This is a genomic window from Neglectibacter caecimuris (genome assembly GCF_034335015.1).
GTDB lineage: Bacteria > Bacillota > Clostridia > Oscillospirales > Acutalibacteraceae > Acutalibacter > Acutalibacter caecimuris_A.
In genome coordinates this window covers 227,198-251,123 of record NZ_JAWXXK010000002.1, presented here as the reverse complement: position 1 = coordinate 251,123, position 23,926 = coordinate 227,198, and the positions used below count along the sequence as shown (strand labels likewise).

At 54.5% G+C, this 23,926-nt stretch carries 17 protein-coding genes, 2 tRNA genes and 1 rRNA gene; 2 read left to right on the top strand and 18 right to left on the bottom strand.

Annotated features, from left to right (window positions below; all coding sequences use genetic code 11):
• Nucleotides 1–105, bottom strand: a 16S ribosomal RNA gene (locus U8T64_RS03210); the annotation flags it as partial.
• Between the two features lie 623 nt (nucleotides 106–728).
• Here U8T64_RS03210 and sleB point away from each other — a divergent pair.
• Nucleotides 729–1,433, top strand: a complete 705-nt coding sequence (gene sleB / locus U8T64_RS03205; RefSeq protein ID WP_322180889.1) for a spore cortex-lytic enzyme — start codon at nucleotides 729–731, stop codon at nucleotides 1,431–1,433.
• Nucleotides 1,434–1,846: 413 nt separating this feature from the next.
• Here the strand turns inward: sleB and U8T64_RS03200 are convergent, their stop codons facing one another.
• From U8T64_RS03200 to guaB, 6 genes are all read right to left on the bottom strand, one after another.
• Nucleotides 1,847–3,241 carry an MATE family efflux transporter gene (locus tag U8T64_RS03200; protein WP_367575393.1) on the bottom strand — a complete coding sequence of 465 codons (1,395 nt, stop codon included), beginning with the start codon at nucleotides 3,239–3,241 and terminating at the stop codon, nucleotides 1,847–1,849.
• A gap of 42 nt (nucleotides 3,242–3,283) precedes the next feature.
• Complete coding sequence (locus U8T64_RS03195; RefSeq protein ID WP_367575392.1) at nucleotides 3,284–4,678, bottom strand: MATE family efflux transporter; 1,395 nt, start codon at nucleotides 4,676–4,678, stop codon at nucleotides 3,284–3,286.
• Nucleotides 4,679–5,258: 580 nt separating this feature from the next.
• Nucleotides 5,259–5,855, bottom strand: coding sequence for a hypothetical protein (locus tag U8T64_RS03190; RefSeq protein WP_322180887.1), 597 nt, complete (start codon nucleotides 5,853–5,855; stop codon nucleotides 5,259–5,261).
• A 92-nt stretch (nucleotides 5,856–5,947) separates the two neighbouring features.
• Nucleotides 5,948–6,022, bottom strand: a tRNA-Glu gene (locus U8T64_RS03185).
• Nucleotides 6,023–6,025: 3 nt separating this feature from the next.
• Nucleotides 6,026–6,102 (bottom strand) — tRNA-Met (locus tag U8T64_RS03180).
• A 775-nt stretch (nucleotides 6,103–6,877) separates the two neighbouring features.
• Nucleotides 6,878–8,356 carry an IMP dehydrogenase gene (gene guaB, locus U8T64_RS03175; protein WP_322180885.1) on the bottom strand — a complete coding sequence of 493 codons (1,479 nt, stop codon included), beginning with the start codon at nucleotides 8,354–8,356 and terminating at the stop codon, nucleotides 6,878–6,880.
• Nucleotides 8,357–8,760: 404 nt separating this feature from the next.
• Here guaB and U8T64_RS03170 point away from each other — a divergent pair, with 404 nt between their 5' ends.
• Nucleotides 8,761–9,978, top strand: a complete 1,218-nt coding sequence (locus U8T64_RS03170) for an MFS transporter (RefSeq protein WP_322180883.1) — start codon at nucleotides 8,761–8,763, stop codon at nucleotides 9,976–9,978.
• A gap of 1,062 nt (nucleotides 9,979–11,040) precedes the next feature.
• Here the strand turns inward: U8T64_RS03170 and serS are convergent.
• The 11 genes from serS to jag all read right to left on the bottom strand — a co-directional run bounded on the left by serS (nucleotide 11,041) and on the right by jag (nucleotide 23,919).
• Nucleotides 11,041–12,321: a serine--tRNA ligase gene (gene serS / locus U8T64_RS03165; protein ID WP_322180881.1), complete on the bottom strand. Its 1,281-nt coding sequence runs from the start codon at nucleotides 12,319–12,321 to the stop codon at nucleotides 11,041–11,043.
• Between the two features lie 35 nt (nucleotides 12,322–12,356).
• On the bottom strand, nucleotides 12,357–13,199 hold the full coding sequence (locus U8T64_RS03160) for a ParB/RepB/Spo0J family partition protein (RefSeq protein WP_322180879.1): 843 nt from the start codon (nucleotides 13,197–13,199) through the stop codon (nucleotides 12,357–12,359).
• 72 nt (nucleotides 13,200–13,271) lie between these two features.
• Nucleotides 13,272–14,036 carry a ParA family protein gene (locus U8T64_RS03155; protein ID WP_322180877.1) on the bottom strand — a complete coding sequence of 255 codons (765 nt, stop codon included), beginning with the start codon at nucleotides 14,034–14,036 and terminating at the stop codon, nucleotides 13,272–13,274.
• A gap of 374 nt (nucleotides 14,037–14,410) precedes the next feature.
• The gene (locus U8T64_RS03150) at nucleotides 14,411–15,214 is read right to left on the bottom strand and encodes a ParB/RepB/Spo0J family partition protein (RefSeq protein WP_322180874.1); all 804 of its coding nucleotides are present in this window, start codon (nucleotides 15,212–15,214) and stop codon (nucleotides 14,411–14,413) included.
• Nucleotides 15,215–16,487: 1,273 nt separating this feature from the next.
• Nucleotides 16,488–17,462, bottom strand: a complete 975-nt coding sequence (locus tag U8T64_RS03145) for a S66 family peptidase (RefSeq protein WP_322180872.1) — start codon at nucleotides 17,460–17,462, stop codon at nucleotides 16,488–16,490.
• 13 nt (nucleotides 17,463–17,475) lie between these two features.
• Complete coding sequence (locus U8T64_RS03140; RefSeq protein WP_322180870.1) at nucleotides 17,476–17,916, bottom strand: GNAT family N-acetyltransferase; 441 nt, start codon at nucleotides 17,914–17,916, stop codon at nucleotides 17,476–17,478.
• A 16-nt stretch (nucleotides 17,917–17,932) separates the two neighbouring features.
• A complete protein-coding gene (rsmG, locus tag U8T64_RS03135; protein WP_322180868.1) occupies nucleotides 17,933–18,646 on the bottom strand; it encodes a 16S rRNA (guanine(527)-N(7))-methyltransferase RsmG in 714 nt (237 codons plus the stop codon).
• Nucleotides 18,643–20,532 carry a tRNA uridine-5-carboxymethylaminomethyl(34) synthesis enzyme MnmG gene (gene mnmG / locus U8T64_RS03130; protein WP_322180866.1) on the bottom strand — a complete coding sequence of 630 codons (1,890 nt, stop codon included), beginning with the start codon at nucleotides 20,530–20,532 and terminating at the stop codon, nucleotides 18,643–18,645. The genes rsmG and mnmG overlap by 4 nt, the downstream gene beginning before the upstream one ends.
• Before the next feature lie 31 nt (nucleotides 20,533–20,563).
• Entirely contained in the window at nucleotides 20,564–21,424 is an 861-nt protein-coding gene (locus U8T64_RS03125) for an HAD family hydrolase (RefSeq protein WP_322180864.1), read from the bottom strand.
• 58 nt (nucleotides 21,425–21,482) lie between these two features.
• Nucleotides 21,483–22,856: a tRNA uridine-5-carboxymethylaminomethyl(34) synthesis GTPase MnmE gene (gene mnmE, locus U8T64_RS03120; RefSeq protein ID WP_322180862.1), complete on the bottom strand. Its 1,374-nt coding sequence runs from the start codon at nucleotides 22,854–22,856 to the stop codon at nucleotides 21,483–21,485.
• Nucleotides 22,857–23,094: 238 nt separating this feature from the next.
• Nucleotides 23,095–23,919, bottom strand: coding sequence for an RNA-binding cell elongation regulator Jag/EloR (gene jag, locus U8T64_RS03115; protein WP_322180860.1), 825 nt, complete (start codon nucleotides 23,917–23,919; stop codon nucleotides 23,095–23,097).
• Nucleotides 23,920–23,926 lie beyond the last annotated feature (7 nt).

Below are 23,926 nucleotides of genomic sequence, written 5' to 3'. Positions count from 1 at the left end.
TCCTTCAGCAAGCTGCTCTCCGTTCAGCGCATAGCTCCGTTCGACTTGCATGTGTTAGGCACGCCGCCAGCGTTCGTCCTGAGCCAGGATCAAACTCTCTAAAATATGATATCTAAAAGACTTTCGCCTCTTAAATCATTTTTAGAGCTTCTCTCATAAGCTCAGAAAAGCACTTGGCTTCTCTCTTCACAGATTTCTTTTCAGGTTCTGTGTCCTGTTCCTTCTAAGAGTATCTTTCAACCCTCAGAATTCACGGGTCCTTCTTTCGTCTCGTTGTTTAATTTTCAAGGTCCATTCGCTCGCTCTCCCTCAGCGCCTTCGCGGCTTCCAGTCTTCTCGACCAGCTCCGCTCTCAACTCCGATCTTCTTCGAGCTCTACTCCCAAACTCAGTTCCCCTCGCTTGAGTGCTCGACTATCTTATCACATACCACTCCCTTCTGTCAACACCTTTTTTACCTTTTTTTGAACTTTTTTTCAAAACCTTGATTTTTATCTACATATAGTAGGGGTATACCTCAATTACCCATACTGCTATGCCCTGTTTTTCGATTTTCTTTTTATAGCTTTCCCAGAAAACAAAAATTTCCTGGAATACTCTTCTATTTTGGCAGGGAATTTTATTTGCATAGAGAACCAGCCCAAGCACTATATATAAAATGAAAGCAGCACCCTCGGTGAAAAATATCCTTTCTCAGAGGACTTCACGAAAAAACGGAGGAAATGAAAAATGAAAGCAGACAGGGGAAAACAGCTTGCCCATATCCTTTGGCGGGTCCTGGTGATCGCGCTGGTCAATTTCATGATCGTGCTGATGCTGTGGAACAGCGGCGGCAGAGCGGCGGCTTTGTCAAAGTACGGCTCCCGTGGAGGAGAAGTGACCCAGATCCAGGAGCGTTTACAGGAATTGGGCTATGATCCCGGTATGGCGGACGGCATTTTCGGCTCCCGCACCCAACAGGCCGTGATCGCCTTCCAGCGGGATCAGGGACTGGATGCCGACGGCATTGTGGGGAAAAACACCCTGGCCGCTCTGGGCCTTTCCAACGGGGGCGGCTCAGGCGGCGCTTACGGGGGCTTCAGTGAAAGCGACGTGCAGCTTTTGGCCTCTATTATTTCCGCGGAGTCCCGGGGAGAGCCTTATGAGGGACAAGTTGCCGTGGGAGCTGTCATTATGAACCGCATTGCCCACCCCTCCTTTCCCAATACCCTTTCCGGGGTGATCTATCAGGAGGGCGCCTTTTCCTGCCTGTACGATGGCGGCATCAACGCCGCTGTAGCGGATTCCGCTTACCAGGCGGCCCGGGAGGCCATCAACGGCTCCGATCCCACCGGAGGCGCTATCTATTATTATAACCCGGCGAAAACCACCAACAAGTGGATCTGGTCCCGTGAAGTGGTAGCCGTGATCGGCGCCCACCGGTTCGCAGTGTAGGAAAGGGCAGTAGTTAGCCGCGAGTAGTTAGTTGTTAGAAAAGGGCATAAGCGCAATTTGTGCTCGCAATTTGCGCTCTGGGCAATGAGGAATTAGAAGTGCTCGATAAATTGTAGTTTAGCGGGTACCTACTCACCTTCCTCCTGTCATTACTGAACAAAAAGCAAGAAAACCTTGCTTTCTCGGTGAAGAGGCTCGTCCTTTAGCCCTTTGTTTAGGGCATTAAGGGCGAGATCCTTCGCCGGGAAAGCAAATGGAACTTCGCTTTTTGCTCAGCAATGACAAAAAACGGAGTTTTGGCCTTCCTTTCAATGCTTTGCGTCAGCAAAGCCGCCACCGTCCAGCATCTAGCGTCTAGTATCCAGCATCTAAAAACGATCGGGACCGTCCGTAATGGGCGGTCCCGATCGCTTTTATGTGACTGCCCCATCTGACTTCAATTTGGCAAAGGCTTTTCTTTTCACAAAGAAATAGCACACCAGCTGGAAGACCCCTGTGACCAGCCAGGAAACGGGATAAGATAAGAACAGCATTTCCCAGGTGGGGTTTAAGGGCAGAAGGGCGTAGATCCAGATGATACGCAAACCGCAGGTGCCGATAATGGACATGAGCATTGGCATCATGGAAGAGCCTAACCCTCGCAGCATACCTACCATGACATTCATCAGGGCAATGGTAAAATAGGGCACACAGGTGATGAGCATTCTGCGCAGGCCATATTCCATCACCTTTCCGTCGGCGGTATACAGGCTGAGCAGGAAATTCCCCCCCAGATACGCGCCCCCGCCCAGCACAAGGCTAAGCGTGATCGCCATCATCAGGCAGAGCGTGCAGACACGCCTGACCCTTTCCGGCTTTTTCGCCCCGTAATTCTGGCTGGTAAAGCTTTGGGCGGCCTGGGTAAAGGCGTCTACCACCGTCCAGAGAAAGCCCTCCAGATTGCTGGAGGCGGTGGCCCCCGCCATGGCGGCGGAACCGAAGGAATTCACCGTGGACTGAATGATCACGTTGGAAACCGAGAAGGTGGCCCCTTGAATTCCAGCGGGAATCCCGATGCGCATCATTTGCAGCAGCTTGCTTTTCACAATGCGCAGCCGCTTCAGCTCCACCCGATAGGGCGTGTCGCTTTTCACCAGGCACCACAGCACCAGCCCGGCGGAAATCGCCTGTGAGATCACAGTGGCGGTGGCAACCCCGGCCACGCCCATATCCAGCGCGATCACGAAAAACAAATTGAAGCACACGTTTATCAGGCCCGCCGCGGTAAGAAAATACAGAGGACGGCGGGTATCCCCCACCGCGCGCAGCACCGCCGCGCCGAAATTGTAGAGCATGGCCGCCGGCATACCGGCAAAGTAAATGCGCATGTATAAAATGGATTGGTCGATCACGTCCGGCGGAGTCCCCATCCAGGTCAGCACCGGGCGGGACAGCCCGATGCCGATGAAAATCAGCGCCACGCCGGAGATCAGGCTGGTGAGGATCGCGGTATGTACCGTCTCATTCAGCTCGGAAAGCTGACCGGAGCCATAGGCCCTGGCCACCAGCACGTTCACCCCTACCGAAAGGCCGATAAACAAATTGACAATGAGGTTGATGAGCGCTCCTGTGGAGCCTACCGCCGCCAGGGCCTCATTCCCCGCAAAGCGGCCCGCCACCACCATATCGGCAGCATTGAACAGCAGCTGTAAAATGCCGGAAAGCGCCAGCGGTATGGCAAATTTTATGATTTTTCCCAGCAGAGGGCCCTCCGTCATGTCGATTTCAAAGGAGCTCCTGCGTTCCCTGGGCTTTAAGTGAAATTTCACAAGATACACCCTTTCCAAATAATAGCCGTAAGCGGTCAGTTGTCAGCCTTCAGAAATGGGACTTCCCCGATTACTGCTCGCCGCCAGCTTTTTTTCTACCCGGTGCTTTACGACAAAATAGCACCCAAAGTCCACCAGCGCGGCCAACCCCCAAGTGATGGGATAGGAAACATAGAGCATTTCCAGCGTGGGAACTGCGGCAAAGGCCGTATAGAGCCACACTACCCGGAAACCGCACACAAAGGTAATGGTGATCACCATGGGAACAAAGGAAGCCCCCAGACCCCGCAGTACGCCTACCATGTTGCCCATCAGCGCCCCAATGCACTGACAGGTGCATACAATGGCCATTCTCCGAAGGCCAAAGGCGATCACCTCCGGATCCCCGGAATAGATGCCCAAAAGCCCCGGTCCACCAAAATACGCGCCGATGCCCAGCACCAGCCCAACGCTGACTCCAAGCCCCAGACACAGGGCCAGGATCCGATTGACCCGATTGACCTTTTTTGCCCCTACGTTCTGCCCGGTAAACGACATTGCCGCCTGGGAAAAGGCGTCCATTCCCGTGGACACAAAGCCCTCCATGTTGGAGGCGGCGGTATTTCCCGCCATGGCCAGGGGCCCGAAGGAATTGATGGTGGACTGGATCAGTACATTGGAAATGGAAAAGGAAGCCCCTTGAATTCCGGCGGGCAGGCCGATCTTCGCCATTTGCAGAAGCTTATCCTTCTTAATGCGCAGCCGCTTCAGCTCTACCCGGTAAATGCTGTCCGTCCGCATCAGGCAAAGCAGCACCAGCCCTGCGGAAATTGCCTGGGAAATAGAAGTGGCCGCCGCCACGCCTGCCACGCCCATATGCAGCACGATCACAAAAAACAAATTCAAAAGGACATTGACCACCCCGGCAAGCAGCAGAAAATAAAGGGGCCGCTGAGTATCCCCCACCGCCCGAAGCACCGCCGCGCCGAAATTGTAGAGCATCATGCCCGGCATGCCGATAAAATAAATGCGCATGTATAACACCGCCTGATCCAGCACGTCCGGCGGAGTAGCCATAGCCTTCAGCACAGGCTGGGCCAGCAGAATGCCAACAGCGATCAGCGCCACGCCAAACACGGTGCTTGCCAGGATCGAGGTATGTACCGTTTCGCTTAGATCCTTCCGGTTCCCCGCCCCATAGTACTGGGCAACGAGCACGTTGGTACCCACGGAAAGGCCCATAAACAGGGTGACGATCAAATTGATCAGCGCCCCGGTGGCCCCCACCGCGGCCAAGGCACCGCTGCCCGCGAAGCGGCCCACCACCACAATATCGGCGGCGTTGAACAGCAGCTGCAAAATACCGGAAAGCGCCAGTGGTATGGCAAATTTCACGATCTTGCCCAACAGCGGCCCATGAGTCATATCGATCTCATAAGAGCCTCCGCGCCCTCCCAAATGAAAAAGCCTTCGCACAACAAGCCACTTCTTTCTTAAAATTTTGTGTAATGGGGAACGATTAACTGGCCGGTGGTTAAAAAAGATAAAAGCAAAACGCTAACTTGTGTTAGACCTGTGTAGCGCAATAAGAGAAAGGGCGCATGGAATGAGCAATGAAGGGTAAGGGCACGAGTGTTGCAGCCAATGCTCGATAAATTCCAATTTATAGAACAGTTCCCCACTGTCATTCTGAGGAACGAAGTGACGAAGAATCTCGTCCTTGATTCCGGGAAAAAGGCGAAGGACGAGATTCTTCGCTTCGCTCAGAATGACAAGAGGGTGGTGATTGGATAACCGCTAAATTCCAATTTACCACCCTGCCAACGGTCGGGTCAGAAACCGATTTTCCGCACCAAGCAGCTTCACGAGTGGCAGCGGCGCCTCGCCGCCAAATTCCAATTTAACGCACTAAGCCCTCTCCTGTCATTCTGAGAAACAAAGTGACGAAAAATCCCGACCTTACGCCCTTTCTAACAACTAGCTACTAACCACTAAAGCCCCAAAAAAGGCCTGCATTGCTGCAAGCCCCTGGGCGTTTTTATTTCTGAAAGCTGAGGAAAAGCTCTTCCGCAAGCTTTTTCTGCGCCTCGTTCTTTTCGTCTTTTTTGGTATCCGTATAAATCATCAAGTATTTTTCGCTGGGGTGCAAAACGGCGGGAACTTCGTTATCCAGCACCTGGAAGAAGCCCTTTTCCCTTACGCTGTCCAAACAGGCTTTTCCCTTTTCGTCCAGGTTTTCCGGGGCAAATTCGTAAAACTCTGCCTGTACGGTGCTGCCGTTATAGGCAAACTGATACCGGTAGCCCCCTATCGCGCCGATCTCCTTATAGGACATCTCCACGAAGGTGGTCACAGAATCTTTTTTGAACACTACCTTGCCGTTTTCAAAGGCCACCGCTTCCTCATCTTTTACCACAGCCTTCCCGTCCTCCATATAGGAGCACAGGCCCAATAACGTATCTTCATAATCGGCACTGTTTGGTTTTTTCGCGGTTTTCTCTTCCCCGCCGGAAACTGCGGAGGAGGCTTCCTCCGTGGTAAGCTGGGGCAGACGCGGCGCGGCGCCTCCGCAGGCGGAAAGTGTGATCGCCATCGCCCCGGCCATGCACAGGGCCAATATTCTTTTCTTCATCATGCTGCATTCCTTTCTCCGCGTGGATCCCTCTTGTCAGGGAAAAATAAAAGAAAACGCGGACCCTGAAACCAGGGCCAGCGCTTATCCTTCCATGGTGACCCGGACGAGAATCGAACTCGTATTACCGCCGTGAAAGGGCGGTGTCTTAACCGTTTGACCACCGGGCCATATGGTAGCGGCAAATGGATTTGAACCATCGACACTTCGGGTATGAACCGAATGCTCTAGCCAACTGAGCTATGCCGCCATAATGGTGCTTCGCCTCCGGCGAAGCATTGCTTATTATACTGTACCTGCTAGTATTTGTCAAGCAGTTTAGGATTATTTACAGGAAAGAATTGGTTTTCTGTATGCTGCCGGGAAAATTCAGGCAAAAAGACAGCTTTCTTCCACACAGTCGCGCAAGATTTCTCGCTGTCTACAGCTTCTCCAAAATCTTCCGGCGCTTCTCTTCAAACTCCTCCTGAGTGATCAGGTTCTTATACAAAAGTGACTGCGCTTCTTCCATGCGCTGTTCCACAGTTTTTTCCACAGGAGGGACGGCGGACGCGGAAGGAATTTGTTGGTTAATACACCGTAGTTACTCGAAAGGCAGCCGAGTACAGGTGGGCAGCCGCTGACTTAACTGTTATTAAGCGGACAAATTGGAATTTAGCGGCGAGGCGCCGCAGCCACTCGTGAAGCGGCTTGGTACGGAAAGCTAGTTTCCGACCCGACCGTTGGCAGGGTGGTAAATTGGAATTTAGCGGTTATTCGCCCACTCTCTACATGTCATTCTGAACGAAGTGAAGAATCTCTCCCTTTGCCTTTTTCCTTTAGAAATTTAAAAACGAGATTCTTCGTCGGAAAAATGCCAAGAAAGCTATAGCTTTCTGCACTTTTTGCTCAGCAGTGACAATGGAGGAGCCCGTTCGATAAACTGGAATTTAACAGTGAATAAAAGCCATGCTGTAAAGAGCGTTGGATAAGCTCCTGCAGCATGGCTTTTTCTATGGTTTCGATCTATCTGTTCTTGCTTTTTCTCAGCCGTGAATGGAGTAGTTGGGCGCTTCTTTGGTGATCTGGATATCGTGGGGGTGGCTTTCTGTCAGGCCCGCGCCGGTGATGCGCACGAATTTCGCCTTGCTGTGAAGCTCCTCGATATTCTTGCAGCCGGTGTAGCCCATGCCGGAGCGCAGGCCGCCCAGCAGCTGGAAGATGGTATCGGCCAGCGGTCCCTTGTAGGGGACCCGACCCTCTACGCCCTCCGGCACAAATTTCTTCTGTTCGCCCTGGAAATACCGGTCGCTGCTGCCCTTGCCCATGGCGCCCAGGCTGCCCATGCCGCGGTATACCTTGAACTGGCGGCCCTGATACAGCTCGTACTCGCCGGGGGCTTCTTTACAGCCTGCCACCATGGAGCCCAACATGACCACATTGGCCCCTGCTGCCAGTGCCTTTACGATATCGCCGCTGTACTTGATGCCGCCGTCGGCAATGACGGGAATGCCGTGCTTGGCCGCTTCACTGGCCGCGTCGAACACGGCGGTGACCTGGGGTACGCCGATGCCCGCCACCACACGGGTGGTACAGATGGAGCCGGGGCCGATACCCACCTTCACGCAGTCCGCACCGGCGTCGATCAGGGCCTTTGCTCCCTCGGCGGTGGCGATATTGCCCGCGATGACCTGCAGGCTGGGATAAGCCTTCTTCACCTTGGCCACAGCCTCCAGCACACCGCTGTTGTGGCCGTGGGCAGAATCCAGCACCACCACGTCCACCTGGGCCTCGATCAAGGCCGCTGCCCGCTCCAGCACATCTTTTGTAGCGCCGATAGCCGCGCCGCACAGCAGGCGGCCCTTTTCGTCTCTGGCGGAATTGGGGTACCGCACCGCTTTCTCGATATCCTTAATGGTAATGAGCCCCTTCAGGCGCATGTGCTCGTCTACAATAGGAAGCTTTTCGATCCTGTGATTTCTGAGGATCCCCTGGGCGTCCTCCAGGGTGGTGCCCACCGGGGCGGTGACCAGGTTTTCCTTGGTCATTACATTGCGAATGGGCTGGTCAAAATCACTGCCCTCCATAAAGCGCATGTCCCGGTTGGTGATGATGCCTACCAGAATGCCGTCCTCACAGATGGGTACGCCGGAAATTTTGAAGCGGCCCATGATCTCATCCGCCTCCCGCACCAGGTTATCCGGGGCCAGGAAGAAGGGGTTCACGATTACTCCGTTTTCAGAACGCTTTACCCGGTCCACCTGGTCGGCCTGGGCCTCGATAGACATGTTTTTGTGAATGATCCCGATGCCGCCCTCCCGGGCCATGGCGATGGCCATATCGGCCTCGGTTACCGTGTCCATGGCGGCGGTCATAATGGGGGTGTTCAACCGAATACGATTTGTCAGGTTTGTGGAAAGATCCGCTTCCCCGGGCAAAACGTGGGATTCCGCCGGAATCAGCAGAACATCGTCATAGGTCAGGCCTTCTTTTACGAACTTGTCCTTGTACTCCATGTCCAGCATAACCACAACTCGCTTTCTCTGTAAATTTCCGCTATTATATAAGGACTTATTATAGCATTGCTGTTTCCCTTTTACAAGGCTTTCCGTCAATTTCCGCCCGCCAAAAATTTTTTCTGAAATCCTCTCTCTTTTGGGAAAAATCTATTGACAGTCCTACCGCTTTGCGCTATTCTATGGCCGTTGACAGGCTTTAATTTACCGTGCTGCCATAACTAGGGCTTGTTTGAAAAATCGAAAACGCCGTCTTTTGCCCATAAACGGGCACTTTCTACGTCAAAAATCCTCGTCAATCGCAAGATTGACTTGCGGTTTTTCCTTGAAATTGACCGTCTCCGGTCAAAAATTCGTCATTTTCTCTATTTTCAAACAAGCCTTAAAACGCTGAAAAGAACAGGAAGATCATTATGAAACGCATTTTCTCCCGGCTGGACTACCGCGGCAAGCAGGCATTGAATCAGGCGGGGCTGTGCAGCATGTTCTGGTTCGCCTGGGCCTTTGGCTGCTATCAGACCGTATACTTGCAGGAGATCGGGTTTTCCGCTTCCCAGCTGGGGCTTCTGAACGCCATCAGCTCCGGGGTGGGAATCGTTTCCGTTTCCTTTTGGGGTATGGTAAGCGACAAGCTGGGCTCTTTACGGAAGGTGTTCATTACCCTATTGATCTGCGCCAGCGCCCTGTATGCCCTGACGCCCTTGATCCCAACGGGCTTTGCCTTTTCGCCCCTGCTGCTGACGGCATTTCTCCCGGCGGTCAATTTCTTTCGGGGTTCCATGTCGACCTTTTCTGAGAATCTTCTGGTGCGCAACTGCAACGAGCTGCGCTTAAACTACGGCATGCTCCGAGGGGCGGGGTCTCTTCTCTTTACGGTAGGCAGCCTGATCATTTCCTCTCTCCTGCCTGCCGTGGGGGTAAAAAACACCTTTTGGCTTACCGGCGTTTTCATGTTGCCGCCTGTGCTGCTGGCCCTGTTTGCCCGGGAGCCCGCCGCGAAGCCCGGCAAAAGCGGGAAGAAGGAAGAAGGGGAAAAGCTGGAGGTCGGCAGGCTGTTTCGCAGCCGCAGCTACCTGATGTTTTTGGTGTTTACCTTTTTCTTTTATCTTGCCGCCTGCTCGGAATCCTCCTTCCTGCCCTACCTGATGAGCGAAACCGGCGTTCCCTCCCGGCAATATGGCATTTTGCTGGGCTATCGGGCGCTGCTGGAGATCCCCTTCCTGCTGCTGATGGTAAAGCTGCGCCGCCGCTTTTCCCTGAGAAGCCTGATCGTTTGCGCCGCCGTGCTGATGGCGTTGGAGTGCCTGGGCTTTGGCCTGTGCACGAAAGGGCTGGGAACCATGCTGCTGTTCTGTACCTTTTTTGGGTTGGGAAACGGCCTTTTTATCGGCGCCTCGTTAAACTATATTTACGAGCTTGCCCCGGAAGGCTTAAAGGCCACCGCTCAAACCTTCTTTGCCTCGGTGTCCTCCATCGCGGGCATTTTAGGAAACCTGCTGGGTGGTATCGTGCTGGATCAGATCGGCGCAAAGCCCTTCTATCTGGTAATTTCCGTCGCTTACCTTCTCAGTGTGGCGATCTTCGTTTTCTCCTTTGACAGGCAGGCGGCGAGCCGCCGCGGGCGCTCGTGAAGCTGCCTGGTGCGGGAAAAATGATTTCTGACTCGACCGAAAAGAAGGCAAGAAATTATAGTTTAGCACCTTTAGGCTCCACTTACGCGAGTAAGGGGTGCTGGTCTCCGGTGGAGACCAGCACCGAACTCGCCTGTCAGCTCAGACATTGCTAGCTGTGCCCCACTGGGGCACAGCAACCGGAGCGAAGCGGAGAAAGCTGTCAGCTAAAGGCTGACCGAGGGGATTATAACCAGCGACTCTATACCACTTTCTGCCTGTGACTATCCCTTCCACCACCTGCCGGTGGTCCCCCTCCCCTTGCGAAGCAAGGGGAGGCAAGGGGGTTACTGCTACCTGTTAGTCTGATAAATTATAAATTCAGCAGTGACCTTAGGCTCTCCTTGCTCGCAAGGGGAGCTGTCACGGCTTTGCCGTGACTGAGGGGATTATAACCAGCGATTCTATGTCACTTTCTGCGTGTGACTATCCCTTCCACCACCTACCGGTGGTCCCCCTCCCCTTGCGAAGCAAGGGGAGGCAAGGGGGTTACTGCTACCTGTTAGTCTGATAAATTATAAATTCAGCAGTGATCTTAGGCTCCCCTTGCTCGCAAGGGGAGCTGTCACGGCTTTGCCGTGACTGAGGGGATTATAACCAGCGATTCTATGTCACTTTCTGCGTGTGACTATCCCTTTCACCACCTGCCGGTGCTCCCCGCAGACTGTGAAGCAGTCTGTTTCTCTTCTATAAAAAGGAGAGGTCAGAGGTTATTGCTATTCGTCAGCTCTACAAATTCCAATTTATAGAACAGTTTCTCACTGTCATTCTGAGGAGCATAGAAAGCTATAGGCTTTCTTGACGAAGAATCTCGCCCTTAATTCCTGAAGGACGAGATTCTTCACCGAGAAAGCGAGGTTCTCCTTGCTTTGAGAAAGCGCTCGGCGCTTTTTGTTCAGTAATGACAGGAGAAAAACAACTGCCCTTTCTAACAGCTAACTACTAACAGCTAACTACTAAAAAAAGCAGAGAAGAGGCTTCTTCTCTGCTTTTTTTGTTCTTATTTCAAGCCTTGCAGGCCGCTTACGGCCGGATCTCTTCCTTTCCGCCCATGTACATTCTGAGGGGTTGGGGAATTTTGATGCTGCCGTCGGCCTGGAGGTTATTTTCCAGGAAGGCAATGAGCATTCTGGGTGGGGCCACTACCGTGTTATTCAGGGTATGGGCGAAATAGTTTCCGTCCTTGCCCTTGACGCGGATCCCCAGCCGCCTGGCCTGGGCGTCTCCCAGGTTAGAGCAGCTGCCTACCTCGAAATATTTCTTCTGGCGGGGGGACCAGGCCTCCACGTCCACGCTTTTTACCTTGAGATCGGCCAGATCTCCAGAGCAGCATTCCAACGTGCGCACCGGGATATCCATGGAGCGAAACAGCTCTACCGTGTAGCTCCACATTTTATGGTACCAATCCATGCTGTCCTCCGGCTCACAGACCACGATCATTTCCTGCTTTTCGAACTGGTGGATCCGGTATACGCCTCTCTCCTCAATGCCGTGAGCGCCCACCTCTTTCCGGAAGCATGGGGAATAGCTGGTCATGGTGCGGGGAAGGGTTTCCGGCTCCAGGATCGTGCCCATAAACTTGCCGATCATGCTGTGCTCGCTGGTGCCGATGAGGTAAAGATCCTCCCCTTCGATCTTGTACATCATATTTTCCATTTCCGCAAAGCTCATGACCCCGGTGACCACATCGCTGCGGATCATAAAGGGCGGAACACAGTAGGTAAAGCCCTTGTCGATCATAAAATCCCTGGCGTAGGAGAGAATGGCGGAATGAAGCCGGGCAATGTCGCCCATAAGATAATAAAAGCCGTTGCCGCTGGTGCGCCGGGCGCTGTCCAGGTCAATGCCGTTTACGCTTTCCATGATATCGGTGTGATAGGGGATCTCATAGTCCGGCACCACGGGTTCGCCGAAGCGCTCCAGCTCTACATTTTCGCTGTCGTCTCTGCCGATGGGCACGCTGTCGTCAATGAGGTTGGGGATCACCAGCATACGGCTGCGGATCTCCTCTGTCATTTCCGCTTCCTTCTGCTCCATGGCCGCAAGCTCACCGGCGATCTCCGCCACCTTGCGCTTTGTTTCTTCGGCTTCCTCCTTTTTACCTTCCTTCATCAGCCCGCCGATCTCCTTGCTGATAAGGTTTCTCTGCTGACGAAGCTCGTCTCCCCTGGCCTTGGAGGCCCGGAACTGCTGGTCCAGCTTCAGCACCTCGTCTACCAGAGGCAGCTTTTCGTCCTGAAATTTCTTCCTGATATTTTCCTTGACCCGTTCCGGGTCTGTTCTGATCAGCTTGATATCCAACATGAAGCTTTCCTTCTTTCTTTGTTTTCTGTGGCTGTCTATTGCCTTTGCAGCTTTAATTCGTTCAGAAGATTTTGCAGATCCTCTTCTCCGTAAAATTCAATTTGCAGCGTACCCTTTTTCTTTGTGCCCGATACCTTGACCCTTCTGCCCAGGTACTCGCCCACGGCCAGCTGCGCTTCCTCGTAATACTGATTTTTCCCCCGGCCGGGGGAGGACTTCTTTTCACCCAGGCGCTTGGCCATGGTTTCCAGCTCCCGCACGGAAGCACCCTGCTTCGCCTTTTGCGCGCCCTTCCTCATATCTTCCGGCGTTTTGAAGCTCAAAAGTGTTCTGGCGTGGCCCGCTGTGATCTCTCCCTGCTCCAGCATATCCTGAAGATCTTCGGGCAAATTCAAAAGCCGCAGGGCGTTTGTCACCGCCGGGCGGGATTTCCCCACCGTTTGGGAAACCTCCTCCTGAGTAAAGCCCTGGGTCTCGATCAGGGTGCGGTAGCCCCTGGCCTCTTCCAAAGGGGTCAGATCCTCCCGCTGGAGATTCTCGATCAGGGCAAAAAGCATTTCCTCGGTATCGGTCATTTCCCGAACCACCGCCGGAACCTCGGAAAGCCCTGCCATGCGCGCTGCCCGCCACCGGCGCTCACCCGCTACGATACGGTACCCGCCGCTGACAATGGGCCGCAGCAGCAAAGGCTGCAGCACCCCGTGCTGTGAAATGGAATCAGCCAGCTCGGAAAGGGCCGCGCTGTCAAATTCTTTTCGGGGCTGCTCCCGGTTGGGCTCGATCTCGCTGATCTTAATACTGACGGCGCCCTCGCCTGTCTCTGGGCTGTTCTCTGCGAAAATGGCGTCCAGTCCTTTTCCCAGTCCTCGTTTTTTCATTTTGCCAAACACCCTTTCCCTGCCGCCGGAACTTCGGATCCGCTCCTATTCCGGCAATTTCTGTATTTCAGGTCATTTATTGTTTTTCAAAACCTCCGCCGCCAGCTCTCCATAGGCCTCCGCCCCTTTGGAGGAGCGGTCATAGTACAGCACCGGCTGCCCGAAGCCCGGGGCCTCGGAAAGCCGCACGGTTCTGGGGATCACTGTCTTAAACACCTTGCGAGGGAAATACTTTTTCACTTCCTCCACCACCTGCTGGGTCAGGTTCAGCCGCCCATCGTACATGGTAAGGAGCACCCCTTCGATATCCAGCCGGTCATTATACTGCCGCTTGACCCGGCGCACCGTGTTCATCAACTGGGACAGGCCCTCCAGCGCATAGTATTCGCACTGGATCGGGATCAAAATGGTGTCCGCCGCGTTTAAGGCGTTGGTGGTGATGAGCCCCAGTGACGGCGGGCAGTCGATCAAAATGAAGTCGTATTCCAGCCGAACGGAGGCCAGGGCGCTTTTCAGCGTGTCCTCCCGGTTTGCCTTTCCGGCAAGCTCCAATTCCGCCGCCGCCAGGTCAATGCTGGAGGGCAGCAGGTCAAGATTTTTGAAGGCGGTTTTCACAATGGCGCTTTTTGCTTTCTCTCCGCTTATCATTACCTCATAAATGCTTAAAATACAGCTGCGCCTGTCCACTCCCACCCCGCTGGTGGTGTTTCCCTGAGGGTCCGCGTCGGCCAAAAGTACCTTTTTCCCCTTATCTCCCAGCGCGGCGGCCAAGCTGACGGCCGTAGTGGTTTTTCCCACGCCGCCCTTTTGGTTCGCGATGGCAATGATCTTTCCCATGGGAGCCCCTTTCCCCGAAAATGCAGGTACACCCTGCCGGCATTCGTCCTTTTTCCGGTCAATAGTCTTGTTGCTCTCTATGATAGCATAAAACCCCCGGAAAGGGAAGTGTTATCCTCCTGAAACTTGAAAATTCTCTCCTCCCTTTTCCAATGTTTCATGTGAAACATTGGATCCATGCACCAGGAAACGACCACAAAAGTTTCCTTTGTCCTTCCCCAGTATCCAGCATCTAAGGAAAAGCGGCCGGGCAAATGCCCGCCCGCTTTTCCTTGTGGGAAATGAATAAGGGAATGGGTTAAACTTGTACTCGAAATTTGGGGCGCCCTTCCGGGCGCTTTGCCGAAGCAGAACTGCCTTGTTTTCAGAGTTCTTTACCCGGCAATGCTCTTTGTGAGCTTCGGGATCCGCACGGTGCACTCAATGTAGTCCTCTGTTTCCTTTCGCTCGGACTGTGCCTCGATCCCGGCGGTTTTCATGGCGTCCACCGCATGATCTATAGTATTGATAAAAAGACGGATATCCTTTGCCACAAAGGTTCTTTTGGCCTTCCCCTTGGCTGCCCTTGGTTTCAGAGCCTCCGCCACCAACTCTTCCGTTTTGGAAACGTTCAGCTCTTTTTCGATCACGGTGCGAAGCATCTTTTGCCTCAGGCTCATGTCGGTAATCTTCAAAAGTGCCCGGGCGTGCCGCTCTGTCAAACCCGCCGCCAAAATCTCCGCCTGCTCCTCCGGGCTGAGCCTTAAAAGCCGTACCTTGTTGGCAAGGGACGATTGGCTCATTCCCAGCCGTTTTGCGGCCTCCTCCTGGGTGATCTGCCACTCCCGCAGCAGATTGACAATGGCGTTGGCTTCTTCAAACATTTGCAGATCCTTCCGCTGCAAATTTTCCAGCAAAGCCAGAACAGCGCTGTCCTCCGGCTCACATTCCATCAGAAGGGCAGGGATCTGGCTGAGCCCCAAGAGCCTGCAAGCCCGCAGCCGCCGTTCCCCAGCCACCAGGTAATACCGGCCGCCTTCCTTCCGCACCGTTACCGGCTGCAATAAGCCGTTTTCCCGAATGCTTTCGGCAAGACCGCTGAGTTCTTCCTCCCGAAATTCCTTTCTGGGCTGAGAGGGATTGGGCTGTATTTTGGAAATCGGCAGCCGTGTGAGCTTCAGCTTCTCTCTGAAAAACATGGGCCTGCCTCCGTTTCCGTTTACCAGAAGGAGGGAAAGCTTGTCCTCTCGCTTTCTGTGCCCCCAGTATACACCCCTAAAACGCAGGTTTTTGTAGAAAGGAGTCGCCTGAAAAAAATTTTTTGCGGGCGGCTGCGCCGCTGGCGCTCGGGAAGCTGCTTGGTGCGGGAGTTTGGTTTCCAACACGACCAAAACCAAACAAACAGATCAAATTGGCGGCGAGAAAAGCCTTTACTTGTAGAGGGAAAACAGACTGCTACACAGTCTGCGGGGACCGTCTGACCCGTTCTCGTTTGCCAGCTCGGTTGCTGTGCCCCGGTGGGGCACGTCCAGCAATGTCTGAGCCGACAGGAGAGTTCGGTGCAGGGCAATGCGCCAAGAAAGCCATAGCTTTCTGCGCTTTGCACCCGAGCCAATAGGCGAGACTTCATGGAAAGGATAGTCACACGCAGAAAGTGGGATAGAACCGCTGGTTTCAATCCCCTCAGTCAGCCTTCGGCTGACAGCTCCCCTTGCCTCAAGGGGAGCCTAAGGGCTCTAAATCGCGACTTATCGCCTTGCTTACGGTCGAGTCGGAAACCACCCTTCCACACCAATCAACTTCACGAACGGCCGCGGCACTTCGCCGCCAAGTTTCAATTTAGCGACTGGTCCTTTTCGGTCATTCTTCGCAACAGCCCGCTAAATTATAGTTTAGCGTCCTGATTCCGCTATCACTATTGTCATTCTGAGGAACGAAGTGACGAAGAATCGCGTCCTTAACTCCAGGGCAAAAGGGCAAAGGACGAGATTCTTCACTTCGTTCAGAATGACAGGAGGGAGATGAGCGGATAACCGCTAAATTCCAATTTACCACCCTGCCAACGGTCGGCTCAGAAACCGGTTTCCCGTACCAAGCAACTTCACGAGTGCATGCGCCGGCTCGGCGCTAAATTCCAATTTGCCTGCTTACTAACGGTCGGGTCAGAAGCTGTCCTTTCACACTCGGTAGCTTCACGAGTTGGTGCAGCGGCACGCTGCAAATTCCAATTTAGCAGCTACCCCTTTTCTGTCATTCTCGGGAACGCAGAAAGCTATAGCCTTCTTGACGAAGAATCTCGTTCTTAAAGCCCTTCAAAAAAACCGAAGGACGAGTTTCTTCGCAGCAGCAAGGCTTTTTGATTTTGCTCAGAATGACATTTGGATACAAAAAAGTAACCCAGAACTTATAGTTCAACACCCTTAGGCTTCCCTTGTAAACAAGGGGAGACTAAGGGCAGATAAATTCTAAGCCTTAAAAGCTTTTCAGAATGGTGATCTCCTGTTTTCCCGCGTCCATTCGGATCGTTCCGCCAATGGGCAGGGTCAGCATGGGAATAGTATGGCAGCAGTCTATGTCCGCCAAAATAGGAAGCTTTTGCCCGTCCAGCACCTCCAAAAGAATCTCTGCCCAGGTTTTTCCCGTTCCCTGGTCGTCAAACTTTCGATGCTTTCCTAAAAGAATTCCGCTTACCTGATCAAACACACCGCAAAGCTTCAGCATGGTAAAATACCGTTCCGCATGCGCGGCGAATTTCTCCGTGTCCTCCAGAAACAGGATATCCCCCTTTTGGAACTTGGGCATATAGGGGCTCCCCAGCATACCGCTGATCGTATTGAGGTTTCCGCCCAACAGTCTTCCTTCCGCAATTCCCGGCTGTACAGTGACCCAGTGGTTGGGCTTTTCCTCTTTTTGGGAAACACCCTTTTTCCAATCTGTCAGCTCATCGGAGAAAAAAGTCGGTTTGCGGCAAAGAAAGGGCGGTGTTTCCCCCAGAGTCTGCCTCAGGCTGAAAAGGGAATCCTTCAAAAAGGGGGGCTGCTGTCCAAAGGTGGTTACAAAATTTGGGCCGTAGTAAGTAACCAGTCCCGTTTTTTGAAAAACTCCCAGCAGCAAAGCTGTAATATCAGAATGGCCCACAAGCATCTTGGGCCATTCCGCAAAAGTCTTATAATCCAAATAGGGCAAAAGGGCATTGGATACCATACCGCCTATGGAGGCCATGATGCAGCTCACCTCCGGATCGCGGATCAGCTCATTCAGCTCCCCCGCCCGTTCCCGAGCGGCGCCGGAACGGTAGTGATCTCTCTTTCCCGTAAGCTTCCCCAGCCTTACCCGGTATCCCGCGCTTTCCAAAAAACGTCTCGCGCTTTCGGTGGCCTCCGGCGTGACCGCTGTAATAGGATAAGAAGAGGAAAAAATTCCGATGGTATCGCCCTTTTTCAGCATGAAGCTTCTCCCTTTATAAATATTTCTTAAAGCCCTTGACCTCTTCAAAACCCAGGGCCTGATAGAATTTGTGGGCGCCCTTGCGCTGGTTTCCGGAAACCAGCATTTCATAATGGCAGTCCATTTCCCTTCCCCAGCGCTCGATTTCTGAAACCATGGCCCTGCCCACGCCCTTTCCCTGATATTCCGGCAGCACCGCCACATTTTCAATGAGCAGGATCGGGCGGCAATCTCCGCAGATATCCTCAAACACCACGCCCAGCAGGGTGCCGCACAGCGTACCCGTTTCCCGGTCAATGGCGGCAAGCAGGTATTTCTGAGGATCCCTCCGCACTTTTTCGATCAGCTCTGCGGCTTTTTTCCCGTCCTTTACTTTACCATCGCTGATCACCTGCATTACTGTGTCCAGGGCCTCCTGATCCTCCGCCCCGGCCTTTCGCAACATCAGTTCCATTCTTCTTCCTCCTGCCTCAAAGCGGGTGCTTTGTAATGGTTCCCCCATGGCGGGGATAGCCCTTTGGGGTAAAGGCCTTTTTCTGAATGGAGAGAATCTTGCGTTCTCCCGCTTCCGGCAGAAAAAGGGAGAAAACCTCCACGTCTGTGCCACCCAAAAGCTCCAGGGCATGGCTCGCCTGTTCCAGCTCCTCTTCGGCGCCGGGCCCCTTCATAGCCAGAAAATGGCCCTTCATTTTGACAAGGGGCAGGCAGTATTCGCACAAAACATTCAGGGGCGCTACCGCCCTGGCCGTGACGATATCATAGCTTTCCCGCATTTTGTGATCCAGTCCGGCCTCCTCCGCGCGCTTGTGGACCCTTTTGGCTTCGAGACCCAAGGCAGAACAGACCTCCCCCAAAAACACCAGGCGCTTATTGAGCCCGTCCAAAAGCGTAAGCTCCAGATCGGGCCGCATGATCTTCAAGGGGATCCCCGGAAAGCCGGCCCCGGTGCCCACGTCGATCAGCTTTGCCCCCTGCTTGATCCTGCAATGGGAAAGCAGGGTAAGGCTGTCGAGAAAATGCTTTTCCACCACCTCGGCGGGGTCGGTAATGGCGGTGAGGTTGATTTTTTCGTTCCAGGAAAGCAGCAGCTCCAAATAGATTTGAAACTGCTCTGCCTGGCTGGGGGAAACCTTGATTCCCAGCGCCTTTGCTCCGGCGATAAGCTCCACTTTGTGATCTGTCATAGAGATCCCTCCTTGTTCTGCTCCGTGCCGTGAGCGGCAAGCCAGATCAGCAGCACGGAAATATCCGCCGGGCTCACCCCGGAGATCCTGCCGGCCTGCCCCACGTTTTCAGGGCGCACTTTATCAAGCTTTTCCATGGCCTCCAGCCGCAGCCCGGTGATCTTTTTGTAATCGATACCGGGAGGCAGGAGCTTTTTTTCCACCCTTCGCATTTCTTCAATATCCGCGGTCTGCCGCCGGATATAGCCCTCATACTTGAGGCTGATCTCCACGCTTTCCAGTACCGCCTGGGGAAGCTCCGGCCGGGTGCTGTCGATTTCCCGCAGGGCCTCATAGGTGATCTGCGGGCGGCGAAGCAGGTCGCACAGCCTTACTCCTGTGGTCACGGGAGATGTTTCATGTGAAACAAGGATCTCGTTCAGCTCATCGGAAGGCGGAAAAACGGTGGAATTTACCCGTTTCCCTTCCTCCCGGATCAGCTCCTGCTTTGTGAGAAACTTCCCCCAGCGGCTGTCGGAGATCAGGCCCAGCTTCCGGCCCAGGGGGGTTAGCCTTTCATCGGCATTGTCCTGCCGGAGCACCAGGCGGTATTCGGAGCGGGAGGTCATCATACGGTAAGGGTCGCTTACTCCCTTTGTGATCAGGTCGTCGATCAGGGTACCGATATAGGAGCTGGCCCTATCCAGCACAAACCTTTCCTTCCCCAAAGCCCTGTGGGCGGCGTTGATTCCGGCGATCAGGCCCTGGGCCGCGGCCTCCTCATAGCCGGAGCTTCCGTTAAACTGCCCCGCGCCGTAAAGGCCCGGCAGGTCCCGAAACTCCAGGGAGGCGTCCAGCTGCAGGGGATCGCAGCAATCGTATTCAATGGCGTAGGCGCTGCGCATGATCTGGGCATGCTCCAGCCCCTTGATAGTATGGTAAAAGGCAACCTGCACGTCCTCCGGCAGAGAAGAGCTCATGCCCTGCAAATACATTTCCTCCGTGTGCAGGCCGCAGGGCTCAATAAAAAGCTGGTGCCGGGGCTTTTCGGGAAACCGCACCACCTTGTCTTCGATGCTGGGGCAGTATCTTGGCCCCACCCCGGAGATTTGGCCGGAATACAGGGGAGAACGGTGAATGTTCTCCAAAATCACCTTTTTCGTTTCGTCATTGGTCCAGCTCACATGGCAGACGGTTTTATTTTTTACCGTGCCCTCCGTATCATAGGAAAAAGGAATGGGAGGCTCGTCTCCCTCCTGCACCTCCAGGTCTGAAAAATCGATGGAGGAGCGGAGCACCCTGGCGGGGGTGCCGGTCTTAAACCTGCGCAGGGAAATTCCCAGCTCCCGCAGGGAATCGGGCAGAAAGGCGGAAGGGAACATGCCGTCCGGCCCGCTTTCATAGGAAACGTCCCCCACAAAAACGCGCCCGCCCAAAAAGGTCCCGGTAGCAAGGATCACCGCCTTTGCGGTAAACACAGCACCTAGCCTGGTGGTAGCATACCACAGGCCGTTTTCCGTTTTCAGGGAAACCACCTCGGCCTGGCGAAGCTCCAAGTTTTCACAGGTCTCCAGGCAGTGCTTCATGGTTTGGGAATACAGCGTTCTGTCGATCTGTACCCGCAGAGAATGAACGGCGGGACCCTTTCCAAGGTTCAGCATTCTGCTTTGCAGGGTGCAGGCGTCCGCTGCCCGTCCCATTTCCCCGCCCAGGGCGTCGATCTCCCGAACAAGGTGCCCCTTGGCCGTGCCGCCGATACTGGGATTACAGGGGCAGTTCCCCACAGCGTCCAGATTGATGGTGAACACCGCCGTTCTGCACCCCAGCCGGGCGGCGGCCAGACCTGCCTCAATGCCGGCATGTCCCGCGCCGATCACCGCCACATCTAATTTCCCAGCGTCATACATGACCTTTCCCCCTTGTAATCAAAACACAGCTTCACTCTTCACGCCCCGTTTCCCTTTTCAGGATCCAGCGGGCCACCGCGTCTTCCTCGTTGCTGCCGATCACCGCTGTGGCGGCATGCTTCAGCTTTTCCGCGGCATTGGAAACGGCATAGGCTTCATCGGCGGCCCCAAACAGATCCAGGTCGTTTTCCCCATCGCCGAACGCCACCAGCCGATCCGCCTTCAGCTTCTCCTTCAGCTGAGAAGCTGCATTAGCCTTGGAGGCGCCTTGCGGAATGACCTCAAAAAAACAGTCCCCGCTGTAAAACTCCGTCTGTAAAAAGCAGTGAAACTGTTCCCGATACCGCTCATAAAGAGGCCGCAGCTTTTCCTCCTCGTCAATACAGGTAAAGTAAAAAGCCTCCCCCTCCAAAAGCTGTTCCCATTGGGAAACCGGACGGTCCCGGGGATCCGGTTTCCTGGAATCGAGAAACGCCCGGGTTTTCTCATTGATCTCCTGCCGCAAATAAGAAAAATGCTCCTGCCCGTCATAGGTGTAAACAATGGGGGAAATCCCGTTTTCCAGCAGGGCCTTCAAAAGCTCTTCCGCTTCCCACCTCGTGAAAAAATAAGAAAGCAGCAGCTCTCCCGAGCTGTTGTCACGCACCAGCGTCCCGTTATAGGTGATCAGTGGGATCCGGGCCGTAAGCCCGGAGGTGGCCCTGGAGGCGGTAAGGTAAGAACGGGCCGTGGCATAGGAAAAAAGCATGCCCCGCTCCGTCAGCTCATTGATCACCCGATTGGTAAAGGGGGAAGTCCTGACATCCCCCCGCAGCAGCGTGCCGTCCAAATCAGAAACATACAGCGTTTTCATGTCTCCCCCCAAAAAAGCATCAATGCCCTGCCCTTCCATTGCTCGGCATTCAGTATCAAAAGCCCTTCTCTAACAACTAACTACTAATAACTAACAACTACTTCCCTACGCAAAACTCCTCAAACACCCGGTCGATGATCTCCTCGGAAACGGTTTCTCCCGTCAGGGAATACAGGGCGGAAAGGGCGTTTTCAATACAGACGGTGGCGGCGTCCAGCGTAAGGCCGCCCCGAAGCGCCCGCTCCGCTTCTTTCACAGCCTCCAGGGCCTGAAGCACGTCGCTTCTCTGGCGCTGGGTAAAGAGAACTCCCTCGGAAGGGGCAAAGTCCTTTGCGCCCAAGAGCTCGGAAACCTTTTCCTCCAATGCCCCCAGTCCCTGGCCGGACAAAGCGGAGAAGGGAAGAAGATGAGGAAAGGCCTCTTCCAGCCTTTTACTGTCCAAGGTACGCGGAAGATCGGATTTATTGATCAAGAGGATCGTCCTGTCGGGAGGAAGCTCCAAAGCCCAGGAAAGCTCCTCCTGAGAAAGCTCCTGAGAGGCATCGAACACCGCCAGGATCAGCTGGGCGCTTTTCAGCCGCTCCCTGGCCGCCTGGACGCCAATGGTCTCTACCGGGTCGTCCGTTTCCCGCAGCCCGGCGGTGTCCGCCAGGCGCAGGGGGATCCCTCCCAGCTGTACCGTTTCCTCCACGATATCCCGGGTGGTTCCGGCATATTCCGTCACGATGGAACGCTGCTGTCCGGAAAGCAGATTCATCAGGGTGGATTTTCCCGCGTTGGGCCGGCCGGCGATCACAGTATCCACGCCCTCCCGGAAAATTTTCCCCCGGTCGAAGGTATCGTCCAGCGCGGAAAGCTTCTCTATGATCTCAGAAAGTCTCTGAAGAAGTTCCGTTTCCTCCAGGGCGGGTACGTCCTCTTCCGGAAAATCGGCCCAGGCCGCCAGATGGGCGGCAAGCTCCGCCAGAGAATCCCGCACGGCGGCCACTTTTTTGGAAAGCGCGCCGCTGCTTCCCGCCTGGGCGGCCCGGGCGGCCTGCTCGCCGTTTGCCCCAATGAGCCGCATCACCGCCTCCGCCTGGGTCAGATCCAGCTTTCCATGAAGAAATGCCCGGCGGGTAAATTCCCCCGGCCCGGCGGGAGCGGCGCCGGCGCGAAGGATCACTTGGAGCAGCCGCTCGGTCACATACAGGCCTCCGTGGCAGGAAAGCTCCACCACGTCCTCACCGGTATAGCTTTTTGGCGCTGAAAATACCAAAGCCACCACATCGTCCAGCTTTTCGCCGTTTGGAAGAAAGGCCCCGCCCAGCTGGGCGGTATACCCTGCCATTTCGGAAATTTTCTTCCCGCTTTTTCCACGAAAGACCTGGTCCGCCACAGCCTTGGCGTCTTTGCCGGAGATCCGCACGATCCCAATGCCGCCCGGCGCAAACCCGGTGGAGATCGCCGCAATGGTTTTTTCCCCCTGCATATGCCCTTCCCCCTCTTTCTATCCTCTGCCCTCAGCTTTCGGCTGTTGCAGGGTATTTTTTTCGCAAACGGACGCTTCCCACGGTCAGTGTTCAGTAAAAAAGGGGCCGCCTTTTCAGGCCGCCCCAAAGCTGCTCTATCGACCCGAGGGAAAAACAGGTCTCAGAACCGATGCTTACAACCGAGAAACACCAACAAAAACAGATTTTTTGGTGTTCTCCAGCTGTAAATTCAGGTTCTTATTTATTGATCTCGATCTTTCCGTAAATGGGCATATCAGGGGCGTCGGATTTCGGCCCCTCCGCCCTGGGCGTGTTGTTCGCCGAAGAGCCGCTTCTGCCGCGGTCCCGGCCGCCGCCCCTGCGGTTATCATAGCCGCCTCTGCCGCCGCGCCGGTCGTTTCTCCGGTTATCATAGCGCTGAGGCCGCTCGCCGCCCTCCGGGCCGATGACCACATGGCGGTTCATATCTGTTCCCTCGCTCCAGGATTTTGCGCCCTCCACCGTCTGTACAGCGGTGTGAATGATCCTGCGCTCATAGGGGTTCATGGGCTCTAAGGAAGAATTCCTTCCGTATTTTACGGCACGAAGCGCCATGCGCTTGCCCAAAGCCTCCAAGGTTTCCTTCCGCTTTTCCCGATAATTTCCCACGTCCAGAGTAATGCGGTAATAGGATTCTTCCACATGGTTTGCCACCAGGGAAGCAAGATACTGCAAAGAATCCAGAGTCTCTCCCCGGTGCCCGATCACAAAGCCGATATCCTCTCCGCTGAGGCTCAAGGCCGCGCCGGCTTCCTCCCTGCTGATCTCCACCTGCACATCGGAGAGACCCATTTCCCGCAGCACGGCCTTCAGATATTCTGCAGCCATTTCGGCGGGATCGCTGTGAGTTTCAATATACGCCCTTACCTTGGCGGGACTTCCGCCAAACAGACCAAAGGTTTTTTTGGTGGGCATTTCCAAAATTTCAAATTCCGCCTCGGTGGTATCCACGCCCAGCTCCCGGCAGGCGTTGGCAAACGCCACTTCCACCGTTGCGCCCTGGGCCACAGCTTCTTTTATCATAACCGTT